At 66.4% G+C, this 21,411-nt stretch carries 19 protein-coding genes and 1 tRNA gene; 12 read left to right on the forward strand and 8 right to left on the reverse strand.

Annotated features, from left to right (window positions below; translation table 11 throughout):
• The first annotated feature begins 1 nt into the window (after position 1).
• The 7 genes from WD271_14300 to WD271_14330 all read left to right on the forward strand — a co-directional run bounded on the left by WD271_14300 (position 2) and on the right by WD271_14330 (position 9,227).
• A complete protein-coding gene (locus WD271_14300; GenBank protein ID MEX1009000.1) occupies positions 2 to 586 on the forward strand; it encodes a CoA transferase in 585 nt (194 codons plus the stop codon).
• Positions 587 to 597: 11 nt separating this feature from the next.
• Positions 598 to 2,583 carry a hypothetical protein gene (locus WD271_14305; GenBank protein ID MEX1009001.1) on the forward strand — a complete coding sequence of 662 codons (1,986 nt, stop codon included), beginning with the start codon at positions 598 to 600 and terminating at the stop codon, positions 2,581 to 2,583.
• An 82-nt stretch (positions 2,584 to 2,665) separates the two neighbouring features.
• Positions 2,666 to 4,240 carry a hypothetical protein gene (locus WD271_14310; GenBank protein MEX1009002.1) on the forward strand — a complete coding sequence of 525 codons (1,575 nt, stop codon included), beginning with the start codon at positions 2,666 to 2,668 and terminating at the stop codon, positions 4,238 to 4,240.
• Positions 4,241 to 4,299: 59 nt separating this feature from the next.
• Positions 4,300 to 4,836 (forward strand): DinB family protein, encoded by a 537-nt coding sequence (locus WD271_14315; protein ID MEX1009003.1) that lies wholly within the window; start codon positions 4,300 to 4,302, stop codon positions 4,834 to 4,836.
• 33 nt (positions 4,837 to 4,869) lie between these two features.
• The gene (locus WD271_14320; protein ID MEX1009004.1) at positions 4,870 to 7,218 is read left to right on the forward strand and encodes a CoA transferase; all 2,349 of its coding nucleotides are present in this window, start codon (positions 4,870 to 4,872) and stop codon (positions 7,216 to 7,218) included.
• Between the two features lie 172 nt (positions 7,219 to 7,390).
• Positions 7,391 to 8,434: a hypothetical protein gene (locus WD271_14325; protein MEX1009005.1), complete on the forward strand. Its 1,044-nt coding sequence runs from the start codon at positions 7,391 to 7,393 to the stop codon at positions 8,432 to 8,434.
• A 76-nt stretch (positions 8,435 to 8,510) separates the two neighbouring features.
• The gene (locus tag WD271_14330; GenBank protein ID MEX1009006.1) at positions 8,511 to 9,227 is read left to right on the forward strand and encodes an IS6 family transposase; all 717 of its coding nucleotides are present in this window, start codon (positions 8,511 to 8,513) and stop codon (positions 9,225 to 9,227) included.
• A 202-nt stretch (positions 9,228 to 9,429) separates the two neighbouring features.
• Here the strand turns inward: WD271_14330 and WD271_14335 are convergent.
• The 8 genes from WD271_14335 to dnaA form a co-directional block, all read right to left on the reverse strand.
• A tRNA-Ile gene (locus WD271_14335) sits at positions 9,430 to 9,503 on the reverse strand.
• Between the two features lie 28 nt (positions 9,504 to 9,531).
• The gene (locus WD271_14340) at positions 9,532 to 10,038 is read right to left on the reverse strand and encodes a DUF3566 domain-containing protein (protein ID MEX1009007.1); all 507 of its coding nucleotides are present in this window, start codon (positions 10,036 to 10,038) and stop codon (positions 9,532 to 9,534) included.
• A 46-nt stretch (positions 10,039 to 10,084) separates the two neighbouring features.
• A complete protein-coding gene (gene gyrA, locus WD271_14345) occupies positions 10,085 to 12,571 on the reverse strand; it encodes a DNA gyrase subunit A (GenBank protein MEX1009008.1) in 2,487 nt (828 codons plus the stop codon).
• A gap of 86 nt (positions 12,572 to 12,657) precedes the next feature.
• Positions 12,658 to 14,559 carry a DNA topoisomerase (ATP-hydrolyzing) subunit B gene (gene gyrB / locus WD271_14350; GenBank protein MEX1009009.1) on the reverse strand — a complete coding sequence of 634 codons (1,902 nt, stop codon included), beginning with the start codon at positions 14,557 to 14,559 and terminating at the stop codon, positions 12,658 to 12,660.
• Between the two features lie 151 nt (positions 14,560 to 14,710).
• On the reverse strand, positions 14,711 to 15,094 hold the full coding sequence (locus WD271_14355) for a DUF721 domain-containing protein (protein MEX1009010.1): 384 nt from the start codon (positions 15,092 to 15,094) through the stop codon (positions 14,711 to 14,713).
• The gene (locus tag WD271_14360; GenBank protein MEX1009011.1) at positions 15,091 to 16,185 is read right to left on the reverse strand and encodes a DNA replication/repair protein RecF; all 1,095 of its coding nucleotides are present in this window, start codon (positions 16,183 to 16,185) and stop codon (positions 15,091 to 15,093) included. The genes WD271_14355 and WD271_14360 overlap by 4 nt, the downstream gene beginning before the upstream one ends.
• A 17-nt stretch (positions 16,186 to 16,202) precedes the next feature.
• Entirely contained in the window at positions 16,203 to 17,306 is a 1,104-nt protein-coding gene (gene dnaN, locus WD271_14365) for a DNA polymerase III subunit beta (protein ID MEX1009012.1), read from the reverse strand.
• 205 nt (positions 17,307 to 17,511) lie between these two features.
• The gene (dnaA, locus tag WD271_14370; protein MEX1009013.1) at positions 17,512 to 18,963 is read right to left on the reverse strand and encodes a chromosomal replication initiator protein DnaA; all 1,452 of its coding nucleotides are present in this window, start codon (positions 18,961 to 18,963) and stop codon (positions 17,512 to 17,514) included.
• Positions 18,964 to 19,242: 279 nt separating this feature from the next.
• Between dnaA and rpmH the strand changes: the two genes are divergently transcribed.
• The 5 genes from rpmH to WD271_14395 form a co-directional block, all read left to right on the forward strand.
• Positions 19,243 to 19,383: a 50S ribosomal protein L34 gene (gene rpmH / locus WD271_14375; protein ID MEX1009014.1), complete on the forward strand. Its 141-nt coding sequence runs from the start codon at positions 19,243 to 19,245 to the stop codon at positions 19,381 to 19,383.
• Positions 19,383 to 19,712: a ribonuclease P protein component gene (locus WD271_14380; protein MEX1009015.1), complete on the forward strand. Its 330-nt coding sequence runs from the start codon at positions 19,383 to 19,385 to the stop codon at positions 19,710 to 19,712. Before rpmH ends, WD271_14380 begins: the two co-directional genes overlap by 1 nt.
• Entirely contained in the window at positions 19,709 to 20,002 is a 294-nt protein-coding gene (gene yidD, locus WD271_14385) for a membrane protein insertion efficiency factor YidD (GenBank protein MEX1009016.1), read from the forward strand. Before WD271_14380 ends, yidD begins: the two co-directional genes overlap by 4 nt.
• Positions 20,003 to 20,021: 19 nt before the next feature.
• Complete coding sequence (gene yidC / locus WD271_14390) at positions 20,022 to 21,158, forward strand: membrane protein insertase YidC (protein MEX1009017.1); 1,137 nt, start codon at positions 20,022 to 20,024, stop codon at positions 21,156 to 21,158.
• Positions 21,159 to 21,243: 85 nt separating this feature from the next.
• Positions 21,244 to 21,411 (forward strand): Jag N-terminal domain-containing protein (locus tag WD271_14395; GenBank protein MEX1009018.1); only part of this gene is annotated, 168 nt, incomplete at its 3' end.

Below are 21,411 nucleotides of genomic sequence, written 5' to 3' on the forward strand. Positions count from 1 at the left end.
GATGCCGCGATGCTCGACACCGCGGCGCTCCTCGCTGCGGTGCCTCACGCGATGTCGAGTCGCGGCGCGTGGCGCGAAGGTCGCGCAGCGAACATTGGTCGACGGTGGGCATCCGTACTACTCGATTTACCGCACGAAGGACGACGGGCACATCGCAGTCGGCGCGATCGAGCCGCAGTTCTACGCGCAGCTGATCGAGCGTCTGGGCCTCTCCGAGGCCGACCTCCCGCACCAGATGGACGCAACGCGGTGGGACGAGACGCGCACTGCGATCGCCGAAGCATTCGCGACAAGGACTCGCGACGAATGGTGTGACGTCATGCAGGGCGCCAACGCATGCTGCGCGCCGGTCCTCGACTTTGCGGAGGCGCGCGATCACCCGCACAACGTCGCCCGAGGTGTCTTCGTCGACTTCGGCGGCGTGGTTCAACCTGCTCCCGCGCCACGCTTCGACGGCGCGGTCTCAGTCATCCGGTCGTGGACTGAATGCGATGTCCCCGACGAGCAGGTGCTCTCCGACTGGGGTCTCGAGACGGATGAAGTCACGGAACTGTTGGCCTGCGGCGCGGTCGCGGTGTCGGCATAGAGGAGGGAAACATGGAGTCCGTCGAGCGCTACTCACCTGTCGACTCGTTCTTCGGGAAGCCCTATGTCGACGTCGACGAGGAGCGCGAACAACCGCTGCCGCACCGCTACCTGCACGGCGGGTTCGAAGGCACCGACACGCGCTTCTCCTTCTATTTCCCACCGCGAGGGCAGTGCGAGGGTCGGATGGTTCAGACGTTCGGCGGCGCGTCCGGCGGTAACGAGATGTCCGCACAGACCGTCGGGATGTTGAACGCACATCACATCGCGTTCTCGAACGGCGCGTACCTCATCGAGTCGAACCAGGGGCACATCGGACCGAGCATGGAGGGGCTCGACGGAGACCTCTCCATCCTGTGTGGGCGCGCCGACGTCGAGACGGCGCGGTTGTCGCACGCGGTCGCCGAGGAGCTCTACGGAGCCCAGCCGCACCACAGCTACTGCTACGGCGGGAGCGGAGGCGGCAACTTCACCATCTGGGCGATGGAGCGTGCTCCTGATCTCTACGACGGTGGCGTCCCGTTCATGTTCGGCGGTTCATCGTTCTCGATGACACTCAACGCGGTGCGCGTCCTCGATCCCGTGATCGAGTCGGTGATCGACGCGATGGCGCCCGGAGGCAGCGGCAACCCGTTCGAGGGCCTGAGCACCTTGCAGCGCGAGGCCCTCGCAGCGCTGTACCGGGGCGGCTTCCAGAGGGGCGCCGAGCACCAGCTCCGGTTGCCCATGCCCGAGATCGGATGGCCTGGCATGCGCGGTGTGGACGCCATGCGGCTCGCCGATCCGGAGTACTTCGAGGCCTTCTGGACCGAGCCCGGATACGCCGGAGCCGATGGTGTGCTCGAAGCAGAGATCATCCACGAGAAGACCGCCGTCGACGCGGTTGTGACTGCGGAGGAGATGGCGTCGGCGAACAGGGACGGGTCAGTGGCCGGCGGGCCGATGATGTCGATGCTCCTCCAGATGCTCGGCTTGAGCGGCGACGTGCCGCTCGGAATCCGCGTCGCCGGGCTCGACGCCGCCACGCTCACCGGCGCGAAGGTCACCGTTGACGCGGGCGGTGCCGCTGGGCGCGAGTGGTACTGCTTCATGGTCGTCGGCGACGTATTGATCCCCACCGGGGAGGGTTCCTTCTTCGATCCAGCCCTCGTCGCGGACATCGCGCAGGGCGACGCGATCACCGTCGACAACCGCGACTTCCTGGCGTACTGCTACTCGGACCGGCACGAAGCACGGGACCCGTTGTCATTCGCGCAGTTCACCGTTGTCGGAACACCCATTTACCCGCAGCGTCCCGAAGTTCCGAGCCACCTCGCTTGGACGGGCGCCTTCGGCGGCAAGATGATCCTTCAGCAACACCTGATGGATCGTCCGTGCTGGCCTCCGGTAGCCATCCGCTACCACCGTTCGGTCCTGGAGCACCTTGGCGACGGAACAGACGACCAGTTTCGGATCTGGTGGACCGACAAGGCTCAGCATGTGCCGCCGGCACCCGGCACGCCGGACGCGACGCTCTCCATTTGGTACGTCGGAATCGTCAGTCAGGGCGTTCGGGACGTGATCGCGTGGGCAGAGGACGAGACACCTCCCGGTCGCACGATGGACTACGACTACGTCGACGGCCAGGTGCTCCTGCCGACGGCCGCGGACGATCGCGGCGGTATCCAGCCCGTCGTGACCGCCACCGCCAACGGCGCCGTTGTCGCGAAGGCCGCGCCGGGCGAGGACGTCGAGCTCGCGTTCACAGCGGAGGTTCCCACCGGTTGGGGAACGGTGATCGCGGCCGAATGGGACTTCGACGGAAGCGGCGCGTTCGCGAACCCGGTCGAGGGGATCGATGGACGAGGGCGAGTCGTGGAACGGTCGGTGTCACATCGCTTCGACGTCGCCGGTACGCACTTCGCGACGGTACGAGTGACGTCGCACCGCGACGGCGACGTCGCGGCACGAACCGAACGAATCGAGAATCTGGCGCGTGTGCGCATCGTCGTCGCCTGACGACGAACGACGCTGCTCGCACGAACAAGGGGGAAGAACCGCCATGCGGCATCGACGGTCACATCATCGAAGGCTCGGTCTGGTGGTCGGGTTGGCGCTCACGGTTTCGGCCGGAGTCCTGGCTCCGCCGGGGGCGTCCGCCGCAAGCCAGAAGTACGGCTATCCGACGATCGGAGCCAAGGCCGCATTGGCCAACCCGAACTGTGACGCCGAGGCCGAGCGCGTCAAGCAACCATTCCCGCCGCAGAAGTACGCGGGGATCGTCGGCGGATTTCCCTGCGTCACCGCATTTCCGAACAGCGCCGACAACGGTGGTGCAACCTCACCCGGCGTGGCCGGCGACACGGTGAAGGTCGTCTACTTCAACAGCACCACCGACCAGGGTGGGATGAACGCCGCCGACAGCTTCCGCGACTGGGTCGACACGTACGCGAGCCTCCACACCGAGACCTATGGACGCAAGATCGAGGTCACCGATCTACGCGCGTCCGGTACCAGCGAGGCAGAGCAGCGCGCCGACGCGATTCGCGTAGCGCAACTCAAGCCCTTCATCGTGGTCGACGGCCCCGGGTCCGGCGGCGTCTTCTTCGACGCCGACCTCGCCAAACGCAAGATCATCAGCTTCGGATATTCCGTGACCCCCGAGAGCGGCGAGAAGCAGCAGCCGTACCGATACGGACTCAACCCCGACGCCGACGCGCTCCAAGCGAACGTGGCCTCCGTCGCCGTTCCCCTCGTCGGCCAGAACGCGAAGTGGGCCGGTGACGATCTGAAGTCGCGAACGCGGAAGTTCGCGGTCGTTGCTCCGGACTCGATCGGGGGCGGCAAGGTGTTCGTCGAGCAGTTCAAGAAGGTCGGCGGTCAGGCGACCGCCTTCGAGTACCCGTACACGCCGTCGTCCTTCGTGTCGTCCCCGGACTCGTACGCCGAGCAGATCCCCACGATCATCAGCAGGATGCGTTCGGCCGGAGTCACGACCGTCGTGACCTTCGGCGACCTGAACTTCCTGCCCGTGATCACCAAGACGGCGACCGCCCAGGACTTCTTCCCCGAGTGGCTGATGACGGGGTTCCAGTACCAGGACATCGACGCCTTCAGCCGAGCCACCTCGCCACTCTCGTCAACCAAGGTTGACCAGACGCAATGGGCGCACGCCTTCGGGATGGGCACGCTCGGCCCGGACACGAGCGCGTCGAGCAGGCTCAAGGCATGGTACGAGTACTACTGGGGCACCGACCGACCGAACTTCGGCCTTGGTCGTGAATCCGGCCCGGTGTCCGCGATCTACGACGGCATCGCGCTCGCGGGACCCGACCTCACGCCACAACGCTTCCAGACCGCGCTCTTCAAAGATCCCTACAACTTCTACGGCAAGAAGTACCTGCCATGGACGAGCTACCAGCAGGGTGGCCTGACCGGTCGGCTCCTGTGGTGGGATCCGACTGCGCAGGGCGCGTCGAATGCCGTGGGTCTGCCTGGTACGGGGAAATACCAGTACCTCTTCGACGCCGACGCGTTCCTGCCCGGACGGTTCCCGAAGAAGCTTCCGCCGTACTTCGATCCCAACAAGAGCGTGCTCGTTCTCAATGCCGAGATCGTCGGTCCCTTGTACCCCTGTGACGGCTGTCCGAGCCAGACAGGTCAGCCGGCTGCATAGCGAGGACTTTCTCGTTCAGCAAGCGACGCGAAGTCGTCCACTGTTCCGGGAGGAATCACATGAACCGCGTGGAGACCGAGATCGCGCTGAACCGCGATCGCGCATGGCTGCTCGAGACGTTCACGACGACGGACGAGGAGTTGCTCCTCAGTCCGGTGACGGAGAGCGAGTACGAGCCTGACTTCTGGTGGGCGCCGAAGGACCACTTCGCGCATCTCGTCCGCGGCGAGCGTTCGTTCTGTCGCATCGTCACCGCCTTCGCGGATGGGCACCCGAGCCCGCTGAAGGCAGTGGCGCCCAACATGGGCGCCAGCGGTGAGTCGCCGATGGACTACGTGAACCGCGGCAATGACGAGTTCACGAAAGCGCATCGGCACCTCTCGCTCGCAGAGCTGATTCGCCTCGGCGAAGAGGCGAGGTCGGACACGTTCGCGCTGCTCACACGTCTCACCGATGACCAATTCGAGATGCAAATCCCCGGCGCGCCTTGGAGTGGCGGAACAGTCGGCGCGGTACTGGCGCACAACAGCGGCGACCACGCGCGCACACACTGGGCCTGGATCGAACAGGGTTGGAAGACCCTCGCACACAACTGAAGATGGTCAGGACTGACGCGCGGAAGGGACATCGTGCCGACGATCTTTGAAGGCCTGCGCGTCCTCGACCTGACGCACGGTCAGCCCGGCGCCGTCACGACGATGGTCCTCGCCGACAACGGCGCGACGGTCACACGGATCGAGCCGCCCGACGGCGTTGGCTACCGCGGCGACCCGAGCCGAAGCGCGCCCGGTCGTCCGCAGTGGCACCGCGGCAAGCGTTTCGAGCGGGTCGACCTTACGGAGCCTGCGGGCATCGACCGCGCACGCGCGCTGATCGCCGAGAGCGACGTGCTCGTCGAGGCATTTCGCCCCGGCGTCCTCGAGCGGCTCGGTATCGGTTGGGCGGTGCAGCGCGAGCTCAACTCCGCGCTCGTGAGCTGTTCGATCACTGCGTTCGGATCCGAGGGCCCGCTTCGTGACGTGCCGGGCTACGAGGCGATCGTGCACGCGGTCGCCGGCAGGCTGACCGAGTCGGGCGCGGGACGCGGCCGTCCCGGCTACATCGCGGTGCCGTACCTGTCGTTCGCATCATCGCAGTCCGCGCTGCAGGGAATCTGCGCCGCGCTCCTCGTTCGCCAGGCAACCGGGATCGGCCAGCGGGTCGAGACAAGCCTGCTCGCGAACCTCACGCCCTACGACATCCTCGACGGCGCGCGCCATGCGCTCGCCGCTCCAGCCGATGCCACCCCGTCGCCGCTTCCGGCAGCGGCGGCCCCGTCGACCGCGGCACCATTCAGCCTCGCCTACCTCACCTCACGCACGGCGGACGGGCACTGGATCCAGTGGGCGAACATGGCGCCGCACCTGTTCTGGGCCGAGGCCGACCTGCTCGGGTTCGGCGATCGTCGGACCGACCCCGCGTACGCGGCAATGCCGAACGGTGGGAGCGACGCCGTACGCATGGCGGTATGGGACGCGGTGCTCGCAGCCACCGCCGAACTGACCGCGGACGATCTCATTGACCGGGTACTCGCGGGTGGCGCGGTCGGCGCGGAGATCATGCGCACGACGCAGGAGGGAATGGACCATCCGCAGGCCCGGCACAACGGCGACGTCGTCGTCGTCGTCGACCCCGACCTCGGTCGCACGGAGCAGCTCGGCCCCGTCGCCACGTTCTCCTTCACACCGTCGGCGATCGCGGTCGGGCCGCGAGCCGACGCGACCTGGCCCACCGCGCGCCGCGGCGAGCTGCCTGCGCGTGGCCCGCTCAGCGGGATCACGATCGTCGAGGCCGCGGTGATGTACGCGGGCCCTTATGGACCGTCGGTGCTGGCCGATTACGGCGCGCGCGTGATCAAGCTCGAGCCGCTCACCGGCGATCCGATGGGGTTCTATTACGGCGACGGGCCGGCCAAGGTGATGTACGGCAAGGAGCGCGTGTCGCTGGACCTCAAGCAGCCTGAGGCGCAGGCCATCGCGCAACGGATCATCGCGAGCGCCGACGTCTTCGTCCACAACTACCGCCCCGGTGTGCCGGAGCGCCTCGGGATCGACGAACCGACGGTGCGCGCACTGAACCCGCGCCTGGTCTATTTGTACGCGGGCGCGTACGGCGCCGACGGGCCCTACTCGGCGCTCCCCGCGTACCACCCGTCGGCCGGCGCAATGTGCGGGAACGCGGTCCTCCAAGCCGGTACGGGGATGCCGCCCGGGCCGGATGCCGAGCTGTCCGACGAAGAGACGAAGCAGGTCTCGTTGCACCTGTCGAGCGCCAACGAGGGCAACCCCGACCCGAACGCGGCAATGGCGGTCGCGACCGCCATCCTGCTCGCGCTCGTGGCGCGCGTGCGTCACGGCGAGGGCCAGTCGATCCAGACCACGATGCTCAGCGCGAACGCCTACGCGATGTCCGACGACTGGATCCGCTACGCGGGCAAGCCAGACCGCATTGAGCCCGACGCCGAGCTCAATGGTGTTGGTCCGACGTACCGCCTGTACGAGACGGCGGATGGCTGGGTGTTCTTCGCGTGCACGAACGAAAGCGAATGGGCGCGGTTCGTCGACACGGTGCCGGGCGCGCCGCGAGTACCTGACGCTGACGCGCTCAGCGCGCTGTTCCGCACGCGCACCACCGACGAATGGCAGCGCGACATGGTCGCGGCCGGCGTCGCCTGCGTGCGCGCCGACTCGCCGGGCTACGGGTGGTTCCTGCGCGACCACCCCCAGGCCGCCGCCGCCGGCCTTCTCGCCGACGTCCAGCATCCCACGACCGGCCCCCACCGCCGACAGTCCCCGATGGCGACCCTCTCACTCACACCGGGACGCGCGCGGTCGTCGGAGCTTCTCGGTGCCAGCACGCGCCGCGTGCTCGCGGAGATCGGCTACACCGACGATGAGATCGACCGGCTCGCGCGCGACGCGATCGTCGGCCTCAAGTGATCCCGCGCTGAACGAGTTGAGGTGCGGAGTCAACAGAGGTCGGATCGCCGTTTGCGTGGTAACGCCGAGGTTCAGGCCTGCACGTTCGGGTGCGGATCACACTCGCCGTTCACAGGATGCAGGCGATGCGCGCTTCGAGGATCGAATCCGTCTTACTGTGTATGGTGAGCGCGTGTCAGGCGACGAGGTACCGCGCAAAGGCGACCTCGGATGGGGAGCGTTGGCGGGCGGGCGTGTCGTCGATGTCGATGAGTTCGCCAACTCGCGCCCCTATTTCGGTTTGCAGCGCGAGGCGGGGTACCTGTGGGGAGTGCTGCGCGACGAAGACCGGCGCCCCCTGGCGTTCATGCGCCGCCTCGCCGATCCTGATGTTGCGCCCTCCGAGGGAGCGCCACACGCGTTGGGCCCGCAACTCATACTGCAAACCGCCTGGGACGACGCTGCCGATCTGCACCTGCGCAAGGAAGCCCGACGCGGCTCGAGTGGAGACACCTTGACGCGCACACTCGACGGCCGGCACGTAGCGTGGCGCACCGCAGACGGCGACGATCTTCTCGTGCTCGGCGCGGAAAGTGCGCGCTGGGAGGAGTTGGGACTCATCGGTGTGACGGGGAAGCGCGTCGGTCCCGGGCTCCACTGGTACCTGCCAGGGCGCGACGACGCCATCTACTACCCGTCCCAGACCTGGGAAGTCACCGGTGAGGCGCTGGGGCGACCCGTATTCGGGTTCCTCTTCTACGAAGAGGCGTACATGCCGCCCGGCGGACGGCTCTACGTGCACCACGACCCGTTACTTGGACGCCAACTGCACACCACGTGGTTCAGCTGGGCAACGGAGTGGGACGACGACTCACTCGAGATCGGGCACTTTCTGTTCGGACACGACCGGTTCGCAATCGCCATTATCGGCGATCGTGACGGCAACGTCCGCACTACCGAGCACATGGAATGCGCCGTCACCCGATCCGCAGACGGCTACTGGGCCGATCGCATCGACTACGTGCTCGATGGTGAGGCCTGGGAGCTGGTACCGGAACCTTGGGGACGTATGGTCGATCTTGGACGTCCACCTAATCCGCAACAGCTCGGAATCATGCGACGCGTCGGGGAGAAGCGCCGTCCAATCAACTGGATGGCATGGGGCGAGTCCGTCCCCACGCACGGCGATCAACGCGCCGTCAGGTCACGCCTGATCGCGAGCGCGGGACCGCAATAAGTCCGAGGGGAGCAGCAGCAGCACTCCGTCGGGCTCTGTTGCATTGGGCGACCCGCGCGAAGGCGACAGTGGTGGGATGCTCCGATCTCATGCTCGTCCGGTACCGGCAGTCCCGAGTTCGGCATTCGCCGGGTTCCGGTTCCCACCCGACGTGATCGTGCTTGCGGTGCGCTGGTACTTGCGGTTCGGGCTCTCGTATCGCGATGTGGAAGAGCTCCTCGCGGAGCGCGGGATCGAGGTCGATCACGTGACCGTGTACCGGTGGGTGCAGCGCTTCACCCCGCTGCTGGTCGACGCGGCACGGCCGTGTCGCCACGCGATCGGAGATCGGTGGTACGTCGATGAGACCTATGTGAAGGTCGCGGGCCGATGGCGCTACGTCTACCGCGCCGTCGACCAGCACGGCCAGATCATCGACGTGTTCGTGTCCGCGCGCCGCGACCTCGGTGCCGCTCGCCGCTTCTTTACCGCCGCGCTCGCCGGTCACGGCGTCCCGGCTGAGGTGGTGACCGATCGGGCCTGGACGCTGCGCGCCGTCGTCGATGAGCTCATCCCGACCGCGTTCCACGACACGAGGCGATACGCGAATAATCGGATCGAGGCCGACCATGGCCAGCTCAAAGCTCGGTTACGGCCGATGCGTGGACTCAAACGCGACCACACCGCCCGCGTGATCGTGCGCGGTCACGCGTTCATGCAGAACCTCCGACGAGGCCACTACGAACTCGGCGTCGAAGCCCGGCCGCACCGACGCGTCGCGACGGCGTTCGCCGAACTCGCCAGAACCATCTGATCGGACACCGCACCCAGTCATCCGCGCGCACCGCCCGCCTTAACGCAACAGCGCCCCCTGGACCGAGCCCGCGGCACTGTCCGCCGGAGAAATTCTCAAGACCTCGGTGCGCGGCATCAACCCAAAATTATCAGCTGAGCCACCGCCATACAGGGATACCCGGGATCAAGCCGAGCCTTCTCTCCTTCTAACAGGCGGGTTGTGGGGCTAGGTGGAATCGAACCACCGACCTCATCCTTATCAGGGATGCGCTCTAACCGACTGAGCTATAGCCCCGGAGGGTCAGCGAGCGTAGCCGCGGCGTCTAGAGCGCCGACTCGTCTTCCGTGATCGAGATCTCGATCCCGCCGAAGATCTCAGCGAACAGGTTGTAGAACGCGGCGGCGATCACCGTAATTACGATGAGGAGCACGACGAGTACCGCGGCGACGAGCAACGTGCCCCGCAGGATCTCGCCGTCGAGGAACGTGAAGTCTTTCGTTTGCAGCAGATCGCCGAGGAACTTCTCGACGCTCTGGATCACGCCGGCCGCGTCGCCGATCACCCACAGCGCGACGAGCGCCACCATCACCACGGCCATGCTGCAGATGTAGAAGCACACAGAGACCTTCAGCACCGACCACAGGTCGACGCTGTTGATGGTCTGCCGGTAGCGGCGCTCGGTAGTCGGCGAGGGCGCGGCGGTGCCTTGCGGCCTCGCTTTCGCCGGCGAGGGCGCCGGGCGCGACGGCGCTGCTCGTTCCGGCGGCGGTTCCGGCTCGAGCTCCGGGTCAAGCGCCGACGGGCTCGAGCGCACCGGCGGCCAGGGCACGCGCGCGCTTCGCGTTGGCGTCGAAGGGCTGAGGTCGTCGGCGGCGCTACCCATCTTCGAGTTGTCCTTCTCCTGCGTCGGCTTCGAGTACCGGCGCCACTGCACTCACGGTCTCCCCTGCGGCCAACCGTGCCACACGCACGCCGGTCGCATCACGCCCCTGCGACGAGATCTCCTTGACTCCCATCCGGATCAGGTTCCCCCCGGAGGAGAACACGAGTATCTCATCGTCGGGGGCAACCGTGAACGCGGCGACCACCGAGCCCCTGGAGGCGGTGATCTTCATACCCCGTACGCCTTGCCCGCCACGCCCCTGGCGGTGGAAATGGTCGAGGCGGGTGCGCTTGCCGTGGCCGCTCGAGCTGACGAACAGCATGACGGTGTCGTCCCGGGCGACGTCGCAGCCGACGACGGCGTCGTCGGCGTTCCTCAGCTTCATGCCGCGGACGCCGGCGGTGGCGCGACCCATCGCCCGCACGCCGCTCTCCGAGAACCGGATGCTCATGCCGTTGCGCGAGACCATGAGGATGTCGTCGTCCCCGTTCGTCTGGACCACCTTGACGAGCTCGTCGCCCTCGTTGAGGTTGATCGCGATCAGCCCCGTGCGGAGCGACGAGTCGTACTCGCTCATCCTGGTCTTCTTGACCATGCCGTTGCGAGTCGCGAAGAAGAGATACGCGCCGTCCTCGTAGGTGCGGGTATCGATGACCGCCTCGATGTGCTCGTCGGGACCGAGCGCGATGAGGTTGACGATCGCAGTGCCGCGCGCAGTGCGCTCCTTCACCGGGATCTCGTGTGCACGCAGCCGGTAGACACGGCCACGGTTGGAGAAGAACAGAAGGTACGAGTGCGCGGTTGTGGTGAGGAGGTGCTCGACGTAGTCCTCGTCGCGCAAGTTGCCGCCGCGTACACCACGCCCACCTCGGCCCTGGCGCCGGAACGTGTCGGCCGCGACGGTCTTCACGTAGCCCTTGTGGGAGAGCACGACGACGACCTCTTCGTCCTCGATCAGATCGAGGGTGTCGAGGTCACCCGTGTCGATCGTGAGCTTGGTCTTGCGCTCGTCGGCGTAGGTCTTACGGATGTCGGCGAGCTCCTTCTTGATCACGGTGTCGAGCTTCGTCTTGCTCTTCAGGATCGACTCGAGCTCTCTGATGGTTGCCTGGAGCTCACCGAGCTCGTCGCGGAGCTTCTGGCCCTCGAGCTGGGTGAGCCGGCGGAGCTGCATGTCGAGGATGTAGTTGGCCTGGACCTCGGAGAACTCGAACGGCGCAGCCATCAGACCCGTTCGCGCGGTGTCGACATCGGCGGCGCCGCGGATGAGCGCGATGACGGCGTCGATCATGTCGAGCGCTTTCACCAGGCCCTCGACGATGTGCGCGCGCTCCTGCGCCTTCCGCAGGCGGTACTCGGTGCGACGGCGTACGACGTCGCGCTGGTGGGCGACGTACTCCTTGATTGCGTTCGAGAGATCGAGAAGCCGCGGTACGCCGTCGACGAGCGCGAGCATGTGCACCGGGAAGCTCGTCTGCATCGGCGTGTGCTTGTAGAGCTGGTTCAGCACCACCTGGGCGTTGGCATCACGCTTGAGCTCGACGACGAGCATGGTGGTGTTGCCGGCTGACGCGTTCCGCACATCGCGAACACCGTCGATGCGCCGTTCGTTGACGAGCTCGGCGATCTTCTGCCCGATGACTTCGACGGACGTCTGGTAGGGCAGCTCGGTCACGACGATGCGCGTCTCTCCTCGCGCACCTTCTTCGATCTCCGCGACCGCGCGCAGCTTGATGGAGCCGCGCCCGGTGGTGTACGCGTCGTTGATCCCGCTCCGACCGAGGATCGTCGCGCCCGTGGGAAAGTCGGGACCCTGCACGATCTTCATGAGGTCTTCGTTGGTGGCGTTCCCGTTGTCGAGCACGTAGGTGGCCGCGTCGATCAGCTCACCGAGGTTGTGCGGCGGGATGTTGGTGGCCATCCCCACCGCGATCCCACCGGCACCGTTGGCGAGCAGGTTCGGGAACCGGGCGGGCAGCACGTCGGGCTGCTCGCGGCTGCCGTCGTAGTTCGGCGACCAGGTGACGGTGTCTTCGTCGATCTCGCCGAGCAACTCCATCGCCAGCTGCGCAAGGCGCGCCTCGGTGTAGCGGGCTGCTCCCGGCCGGTCGTTGGGGTCGGGGGAGCCGAAGTTCCCGTGGCCGTCGATCAGCGGGTACCGGAGCGAGAAGTCTTGCGCCATGCGGGCGAGCGCGTCGTAGATCGCACTGTCGCCATGCGGGTGGTAGTTACTCATCACGTAGCCGACCGACGACGCCGACTTCTTGTGCTGCCGGTCGGGCCGGATGCCGTCCTCGTACATGCCGTAGAGGATCCTGCGTTGCACCGGCTTGAGCCCGTCGCGCGCGTCGGGCAGCGCGCGCGCGGTGATGACCGACATCGCGTACTCCAAGAAGGAGCGTTCCATCTCCTCCTGGAGCTCGACCGGTTCGATGTTGCCGTCGTTCAGAGTTCCCTGGACGCCGTCGTCGTCAGGCATGACCTTCCTTGCACTTTTGGCCTTCGCTTTCTTGGCCTTCGCTTCCATAGCTTTCGTGGAACCGACGCATGATCACGAGCCGCGGCTTACACGTCGAGGAAGCGCACGTCCTTTGCGTTCTTCTGGATGAAGCCCTTGCGCGCTTCGACGTCGTCGCCCATGAGCGTGGAGAACACCTCGTCGGCGATGGCGGCTTCGTCGACCGACACCCGGAGGAGCGTGCGCGTGGCCGGGTTCATCGTGGTCTCGCCGAGCTCCTGCCAGTCCATCTCCGCGAGACCTTTGAAGCGGTTGATCTTGATCTTGTTGCTCTCGTGCGCAGCCTCGAACTCGCGCAGCGCCGCCTCGTCTTTGAGGTACGTGCGCTCCTTGCCGATGTCGGCGCGGAACAGCGGGGGCTGCGCGATGTAGATGAACTCGTGCTTCACGATCTCGGTGAGCTGCCGGTAGAAGAACGTGAGGAGAAGCGTGCGGATGTGGGATCCGTCGACATCGGCGTCGGCCATGATCACGATCTTGTGGTAGCGCAGCTTCTCGAGGTCGAAGTCGTCACCCACGCCGGAGCCGATCGCGGTGATGAGCGCCTGGATCTCCTCGTTCTTCAGCATCTTGTCGAGCCGGGCGCGCTCGACGTTGAGGATCTTGCCGCGGATGGGGAGGATCGCCTGCGTACGCGGATCTCGCGCGCGCTTGGCGCTGCCGCCGGCGCTGTCGCCCTCGACGATGAAGAGCTCCGACTCGTTGGGATCGCGCGACGCGCAGTCGGCGAGCTTCCCGGGCATCGTTCCCGAATCGAGGAGCGACTTGCGGCGCGTGAGGTCGCGTGCCTGGCGCGCCGCGGCGCGCGCGTGTGCGGCCTGCGTGGCTTTCTGCACGGCCTGGCGCGCCTCTGACGGGTTCTCTTCGAGCCAGTCGGCGAGCTTCTCGTTCGTGACCTTCTCCACCAGCGAGCGCATCTTGGTGTTCCCGAGCTTGTTCTTCGTCTGACCTTCGAACTGCGGGTTCGGGAGCTTCACCGAGATGATCGCGGTGAGCCCCTCCCGGATGTCCTCTCCGAGGAGATTGTCGTCTTTGTCCTTGAGGAGGCCCTTGCCCTTGGCGTAGCGGTTGACCACGTTGGTGAGGGCCTTCTTGAAGCCCTCTTCGTGCATGCCGCCGTCGGTGGTGGCGACGTTGTTGGCGAAGGAGTGGATGCCCTCGTAGTAGCCGGTGTTCCACTGCATCGCGATCTCGATGTCGTGGTTCTCGCCGGTGTCGGCGATCGAGACGACCCGCTTGAACAGTGGCTCTTTCGACGCGTTGAGGTGCTTGACGAAGTCGATGATGCCGCCGGCGTACTTGAAGGTCTGGTCGGTGACGGGATCGACGCGCTCGTCGCGGAAGTGGATCTCGAGCCCCCGGTTGAGGAACGCGGTTTCCCGGACGTGCTCGAGGACCGTCTGCGCGCGGAACTCGGTCTCTTCGAAGATGGTCGCGTCGGGCCAAAAGGTGATCGTGGTACCGCGCTTCTTCGACGCCGCGACGCGCGTGAGCTTGCCTTGCGGCTTCCCGCCCTTCGCGTAGTGCTGCTCGAACTTGCCGCCATGCTGATGGATCTCGAGGTCGAGCCGACTCGCCAACGCGTTCACCACCGACACGCCCACGCCGTGCAGCCCGCCCGAGACCTTGTATCCGCTGCCGCCGAACTTGCCGCCGGCGTGCAACATCGTGAGCGCGATCTCGGCGCCGGTTTTCCCCTTGTAGTCGGGATGTGGATCGGTGGGGATGCCGCGCCCGTTGTCGACGACGCGACACCCGCCGTCGGCCAGCAACGTGATGTCGATCTTGGTGCACTCACCGGCCATCGCCTCGTCGACGGAGTTGTCGAGCAGCTCCCAGACGAGGTGGTGCAGGCCGGTGGGGCCAGTGGATCCGATGTACATCCCGGGGCGCTCGCGGACGGGTTCGAGGCCCTTGAGAACGGTGATGTCCTTGGCGTTGTACGCCACGCGCGCGGCACCTCTCGCAACGTTCGGGGAATGGGCCCTCCGGCCGGCCGGTTTTACGGTAAAACCGCAGGTCAGAGCAGTTATTTCGGCGACCTTCAGCTTACCAGAGCACCCCGGGGAAACGGGTGCCAAACGGGTGGAAATTCGCGCCCTATTCGGAGCCCTCACTGGGATCGACCCGGACCCGGATTCCGCGGACGATCCCGGACCCGACGAGGTCGTTCGCGCGGTCGACGATGTCACTTTCGAGGTAGCGCAGCTGGCTCGCCCAGAGCGGGCTGTCGACCGCGATCGCGGCCGTTCCGTCGCGCACCGCCTCGAGTCGCGCGTGCGCGGCGACGTCGGTCCCGACCACTTCGTCCCACCGGTCGGTGAGCGCGCGCAGCACGCTGCTCTGGGGTAACCCGAGCTCCGCTTGCACTCGTGCGAGCGCATCGGCAATCGGAACAGGCTCACCGGTTTGCCGTTCGGGCACCGAGCCGGTTTGCCGTTCGGGCACCGAGCCGGTTTGCCGTTCGGGCACCGAGCCGGTCACGCGGCTTCCAAGTGCCCGTCGTCGACACGGAGAAGAAGCTCCGCGTGCATCCCCGCCGGCACCGACCCGGCAGTGGTGACCAGGGTTTGCGCGGCATCGAGGTGTGCGAGGAGTGCGGCGGCGCGGTGTTCGTCGAGCTCGCTGAACACGTCGTCGAGTAGCAGAACCGGCGGTGTGCCGACGACATCGGTGCTGAGGCGATGGCCTCCGACGCGCAGCGCGAGCGCGAGGGTGCGCTGCTCGCCTTGCGACGCGTGGAGGCGGCTGTCGAGCCCGCTGACCTGTAGCCGCCACTCGTCGCGATGGGGCCCGGTGAGTGTGACTCCCCGCTCCAGCTCGGCCCGCCGTCGCTCGCCGAGGGCGGCGAGCAGCGCCGACTCGGCCTCGGCCGGAGTGGAATCGCCAAGCCAGGCTGCCTCGTATGCAGCGCTGACGGCCGCCTCTCCCGCGAGCTCGCCGTAGGACGCCTCCACCAGAGGCGTGAGCCGCTCGAGCATCCGTAGCCTCCCGCGCGTGAGCTCCGCACCGGCGCGCGCGAGCTGGGCGTCGAACACGTCGAGCGTGCTCTCGGCGTCGACGTTCCGGATGCCATGTTTCAACAACGTGTTTCGCTGGCGCAAGACGCGCTCGTAGTCGGCGCGTACCGCTACGTATCGCGGCGCAGCCGACACGAGCAGATCGTCGAGGTAGTCGCGCCGGCCGGCCGGTCCGCCTTTCACAAGTTGCAGGTCGTCGGGCGCGAACACCGTGACCCGCATTACAGCGGCGCGGTCTTGCGCGTGCTGCAACGCCTGACGGTTCATGCGGACGCGATTTCGTCCGCTCGCGCGTATCTCTGCTTCGAACAGTTGCACGCGCGTGCCATCGACGACCTCCGCGCGCACGATCGCCGCGTCACAGCCGGCGCGCACCAACGCGGCATCGGGGACACCTCGAAACGACGCGCCGGTCGCTGCCCACGCGACTGCTTCGAGCAAGCTGGTCTTTCCTTGTGCGTTCGCCCCGGAAATGACCGTGACGCCCGCCGTGAGCTCGAGCGCGGCTTCCCGGTAACAACGAAAGTCGGTGAGCCAGAGCCCGGCGAGATACATGCGGCGGCGCGGCCGGCTCAGGAGACGCGGACTGGCATCAGCAGGTAGAGGAAGTCGGGGCTGTCGGTTGCCCGTAACACCGCAGGTTTCAACGGGTCGATCGACTCGAGGACGACCTCGTCGGACGCGGCAGCGTCGAGACCATCGAGCAGGAACTGCGAGTTGAAGGCCACTGTGAGCTCACTGCCTTCATACTTCGCCTCGACCGACTCATGGGCCTCCCCGACGTCCTGCGCGATCGCGGACAGCTCGAGCATCTCCGCGGTTTGTGAAAGCCGGATCGGCGCGGTGTCGCGACTCTGCCCGACCAGTCGCACCCGATTGACGGCCGCCTGAAGCGCATCGCGCGCAACGGTGAGCCGGTTCGGGTAACCACTCGGGATGAGTTGCTGGTAGTTGGGGAACTCACCCTCGATCAGACGAGTCGTGACTTCGGTGGTACCCACTCGGAACACCACTTCTCGTGCGCCGAGTACCACGTCGATCTCACCGTCCGCGCTCGTGAGCAGTCGTTGCACCTCGGCAAGGCCCTTCGCCGCGACCAGAACCTTCTGGCCCTCGGCGAGCATGCTGACCCCTTCGAGGTCGCGCAACGCCAACCGGTACGAGTCGGTTGCGACCAACCGGAGCCCACCCGCGGACGCGGTAAGTAATACACCAGTGAGGATGGGTCGTGCGTCGTCCCTTGACGCGGCCGACACTACCTGGCGAAGCGCTTCGGCGAACGCGCCCGCGGCAACGCGCACACCTGTTTCTGTGATTTCGGGCAAGCGCGGGAATTCGGCAGTCGACAGCGTACGCAGCGTGGTCCCGAAGCGGCCGGCCTCGATGTGCGCGTCGTCGTCGGACAACTCGACCGTTACCGTGCCGCCTTCGAGTTGGCGCACGATCTCCGAGAACAACCGCGCCGGCACGACCGCACTGCCGTCGCCATCACTGTCGGCCGGTACGCGTACCCGGATCGTGAGTTCCAAGTCAGTACCAACCAATTCGAGCAGACCGCCGGACGTCGATACACGCAAGCCCGACAGCACTGGCATCGCTCCCGTCCGTGACGCGACTGCACGTTGTGCGGTGGCAACGGCCTCTGCCAGCGTGTCGCGTTCACAACGAAACTTCACTCAGGCCTCCCAACGAAGAAATCTAAGATCGTGTTGTTGTAGTAATAGGGCGTGTGGATTGGGGAAACACGGCATTCGGGCAGGTCACGAGCACCTTCGACGTGCGTGGTTCTTCCACCGTTGTCCACAAACACAGTGAGTCATCATGCGGTCCTCTGGGGTTCTCCCCAACCGTGCAGGTGTTTGGTCCTCGTCCTCCACAGCATTATCCACTGCTGCCCAGTCGAATTCGGGTGATGAGCTCGTTGACCTGGTCGAAGATCACGTGGCGTTCGGTCATTTGCTGCTTGATCTTGTCGACGGCATACATGACCGTGGTGTGATCCCGGCCACCGAACGCTTCGGCGATGCGCGGGTAGCTGAGATCGGTGAGTTCCCGCATTACGTACATGCCGATCTGGCGGGCTGTGACGAGTGGTCGGCGTCGGCTCTTGCCACAGAGGTCATCGGGAGTCCAAGCGAACATCTTGGCGGTTTCGTCGAGGATGAGGTCGGGGGTGACCACTCGGGGGGTGATGGGGGGAAGCAGATCGGCGAGGACTCGTTCGGCGACTTCTTCGGAGAGCTCGGCCCGGTGGAGACTCGAGTACGCGGCAACCCGGATCAACGCACCTTCGAGCTCACGGATGTTGTCGCTGATGTTCGTGGCGATGAAGGCGAGCACCTCGGGCGGGATTCCGCCGAGGTGCTCTGACTCTGCCTTCTTGCGAAGGATGGCAAGCCGGGTTTCGAACTCAGGCGGCTGGACGTCGGTGATCAGGCCCCATTCGAACCGTGTACGTAAGCGCGCTTCGAGGCTGGCGATCGATTTGGGCGGTCGGTCGGACGAGATGACGATCTGCCCGCCCTCACCGTGGAGCTGGTTGAAAGTGTGGAAGAACTCTTCCTGGAGTTCCTGAGTGCGTTCGAGGAACTGGATGTCGTCGATCAGGAGTACGTCGAGATCGCGGTAACGGCGCTTGAAGCCGGGCATCGCCTTGGCCCGGATGGCGTCGACGAACTCGTTCATGAACGACTCGGTGGACACGTAGCGGACCCGCTTGTTCCGGAACACGGTCCGGACGTGATGCCCGATGGCGTGCAGCAGGTGGGTTTTGCCCAGCCCTGCCGGGCCATAGATAAAGAGCGGGTTGTACGAACGGCCCGGGCTTTCAGCGACGGAGAGCGCCGCCGCATGCGCGAAGCGGTTGGACGCGCCGATCACGAACTGGTCGAATGTGTAGCGCGCGAGCAGCGTGCCCGATGTCCAGGTACCGTCGCCGCCGGGGCCAGGAACCGGATCGGCACCCCCTGGGTGTTCCGGCTCGGCGCGCGCACGAAGAGGTGGCTCCACCGAGCTGTAGTCGAGCTCGGTGTCGTCGAGGGAGATGGATTGGGCCTCGCGGGGGTCCGTGTCGACGCGCAGGTCGACACGCACGGTTTCGCCCGTGCGGTCGCGGATCGCGTCGGTGAGCATCCCGGTGTAGCTCGAGCGGATGCGGTCGGCGGCGAGGGAGCTCGGCACCCCCAGGACGAGGTGCCCGCCGTCGTACGAGAGCGGCCGGACCCCGTTGAACCACATCGCCCATGTGGCAGGCGCGAGCTGCTCCCGCAGCGCGGCTGCCCCTTTCCCCCAAAGCTCTTCGGCCGTCACGAGCCCCGCCCTCCCTTTTTCCACAGGAGTATCCACAGGTGTGGAGAGCGGCGAAGGACCGCGTCCTCACCGCGTCGGCCGGGTGGAGCCGGAGCTCAACCGGGGAAGTTCGCGACGGCCGGCCGCAGCCCCGCGAGGCGCGGAAACGTAGCACCAGCCCCGGTGCACGACAAGGGGCAGTTGACTTACGGACACGGCGAGCTTCACGTTGCGTTCCCGGCCCCGCGCGCCGGTACACTCGGGGATTCCGCCTCCCGCGCGGATTCCTGCTCCGAGCCCGCGCGCGGTCGCCTCGAGGAGGCCATTGTCGTGAAGCGCACGTACCAGCCCAACACTCGCAAGCGCTCGAAGACCCACGGCTTCCGCATGCGCATGCGGACCCGTGGCGGTCGGGCCGTGCTCCGGGCCCGCCGCGCCCGCGGCCGGAAGCGGCTCTCGGCCTGATCTGGCGCGTCCGCGACCGTGCGACCTTCCAGGCCCTTGCCCGGGCTCCCCGCCACCGGGTCGGTCCGGTGTCCCTCCGCTTCTCGAACAGCGGAGCCACAAACCCGCCCCGAGTTGCCTACGCCGTCGGTCGCCGCGTGGGCTCGGCGGTCGACCGCAACCGTGTTCGTCGGCGTTTGCGCGCGGCGGTCTCGGTCTGCGGCGACGAATTGGTCGAGGGCGGGGCGTACCTCTTCGAAGCCGAGCGTTCGGTGTTGACTCTTGGGTTCACCGAACTGTGCTCGTTCGTCGGAGCATCGATCCGGGGCGCACGGGACGGCCGAGCATGAGGGGCGTGTCCCTCACCGAGACGCCTCCGGCGCGGCCCACGGTGTTCGCCCGGCTCCTGATGCTGCCCGTTCGCGCGTGGCGTCTGGTGAGTGTGCAGCTCCCGCCGAGATGTCGGTTCCACCCGTCGTGCTCGCAGTACGCGCTCGACGCGCTCGCGCTCCACGGAGCCCGACGAGGGTCCTGGCTCGCGGCGCGTCGCGTCGCGCGGTGCCACCCCTGGCACCCCGGGGGCTTCGACCCCGTCCCTGAACCGAACGTACGTTCGAGTCACGTCGTTCCCCAAACGTGACAGAAGAGAGCTGATCCCGATGGTTCTGGCAGCTGGCTCGATCTTCGACCCGATCTACAACTTCTTCGGCGCGATCCTCGCGTTCTTCTACGGGCTGATCCCCAACCTCGGGGTCTCGATCATCCTGCTCACCGTCGTCGTGATGCTGGCGCTGTTCCCGCTCACCGCCAAGCAAGCCAAGGCGATGATGCACATGCAGCGGGCGCAACCCGAGATCAAGAAGCTCCAGGCGAAGTACAAGAACGACAAGCAGAAGCTCAACGAAGAGGTGATGAAGTTCTACCAGGAGAACAAGATCAACCCGCTTGCAGGTTGCTTGCCGCTCCTGGTCCAGATGCCGATCTTCCTCGCGCTGTTCAAAGTGATGCGTGAGCCCTATAAGCACATTCCGAAAGGGTCCGACCTCTACGCGGCGTTCTGCACGGCCGGAGGCCACGTGCACAAAGTCCGGTGCGACGTGCCGAGCAAGGGTCTGCCCAAGCCGCAGGACTTCCTCGGGATGGACCTGTCGCAGAGCGCCACCGGGGTCAGCGGCGGCTTCCTCGACGCCCTCCCCTACTTCATCCTCGTGGGCCTCGTGATCATCACGGCATTCGCGCAGTCGCGCCAGAGCCGTCGCAACGCGCCGAACATGACGTCGCAGATGGCGATGATCAGCACCGTGCTGCCGATCGCGTTCGGCTTGTTCTCCCTGCAGTTCCCCGCCGGCCTGGTGTTGTACTTCCTGGTGAGCAACCTGTGGCGGCTCGGGCAGCAGGAACTCATCATGCGCAAGATCACCGGGCCTCTCAAGGCGCAAGGCCCGATCGACGTCAAAGGCGCGGAGCGACCTCGAGCGGAGATCGAGACCGAAGAGGCCGCGCCACCGACGAGGGCGCCGGGGGGCCTGCGCAAGCTCTTCCAGCCGGCGCTCCCGAGCCCGGACCCCGGCGCGGAACCCGCGCCAAACGGCGAGGATGCACCGAAGCCGAGTGGCAACCGGCCTGCCAAACAGTCAGGAGCACCGGCACAATCAGGATCACCGACGTCGAAGCCCAAGCCGAAGTCCACTCCGTCCAAGAGTGGAGCGGGCAGATCCTCGAGTGGCGGCGGCGGGCAGAGCAGTAGTCAGCAAGCGGCCCGTCGCCGCAACAACAAGAAGCGCAAGCGGCGGTAGCCGCTCCACGATCAGTTCGCGCTCGAGGCCCGGCGAACCGCAAGGCCTGCGGCCAAGAGCGCACGAGTCGAGACGAGCACGCACGATGGAGTGGGTGGAGACGACGGGGCGCACGGTCGAGGAGGCGCTCGACGCGGCGCTCGACGAACTGGGGGTCGACAACGACGAGGTCGAGTTCGAGATCTTGGAGCAGCCCCGAGGCGGGCTGTTCGGCCGGCTCTCGGGAAGTGGGGCACGGATCCGTGCCCGCGTG

The sequence above is a fragment of the Acidimicrobiia bacterium genome (genome assembly GCA_040880805.1).
In the GTDB taxonomy this organism is placed as follows: Bacteria; Actinomycetota; Acidimicrobiia; order IMCC26256; family DASPTH01; genus DASPTH01.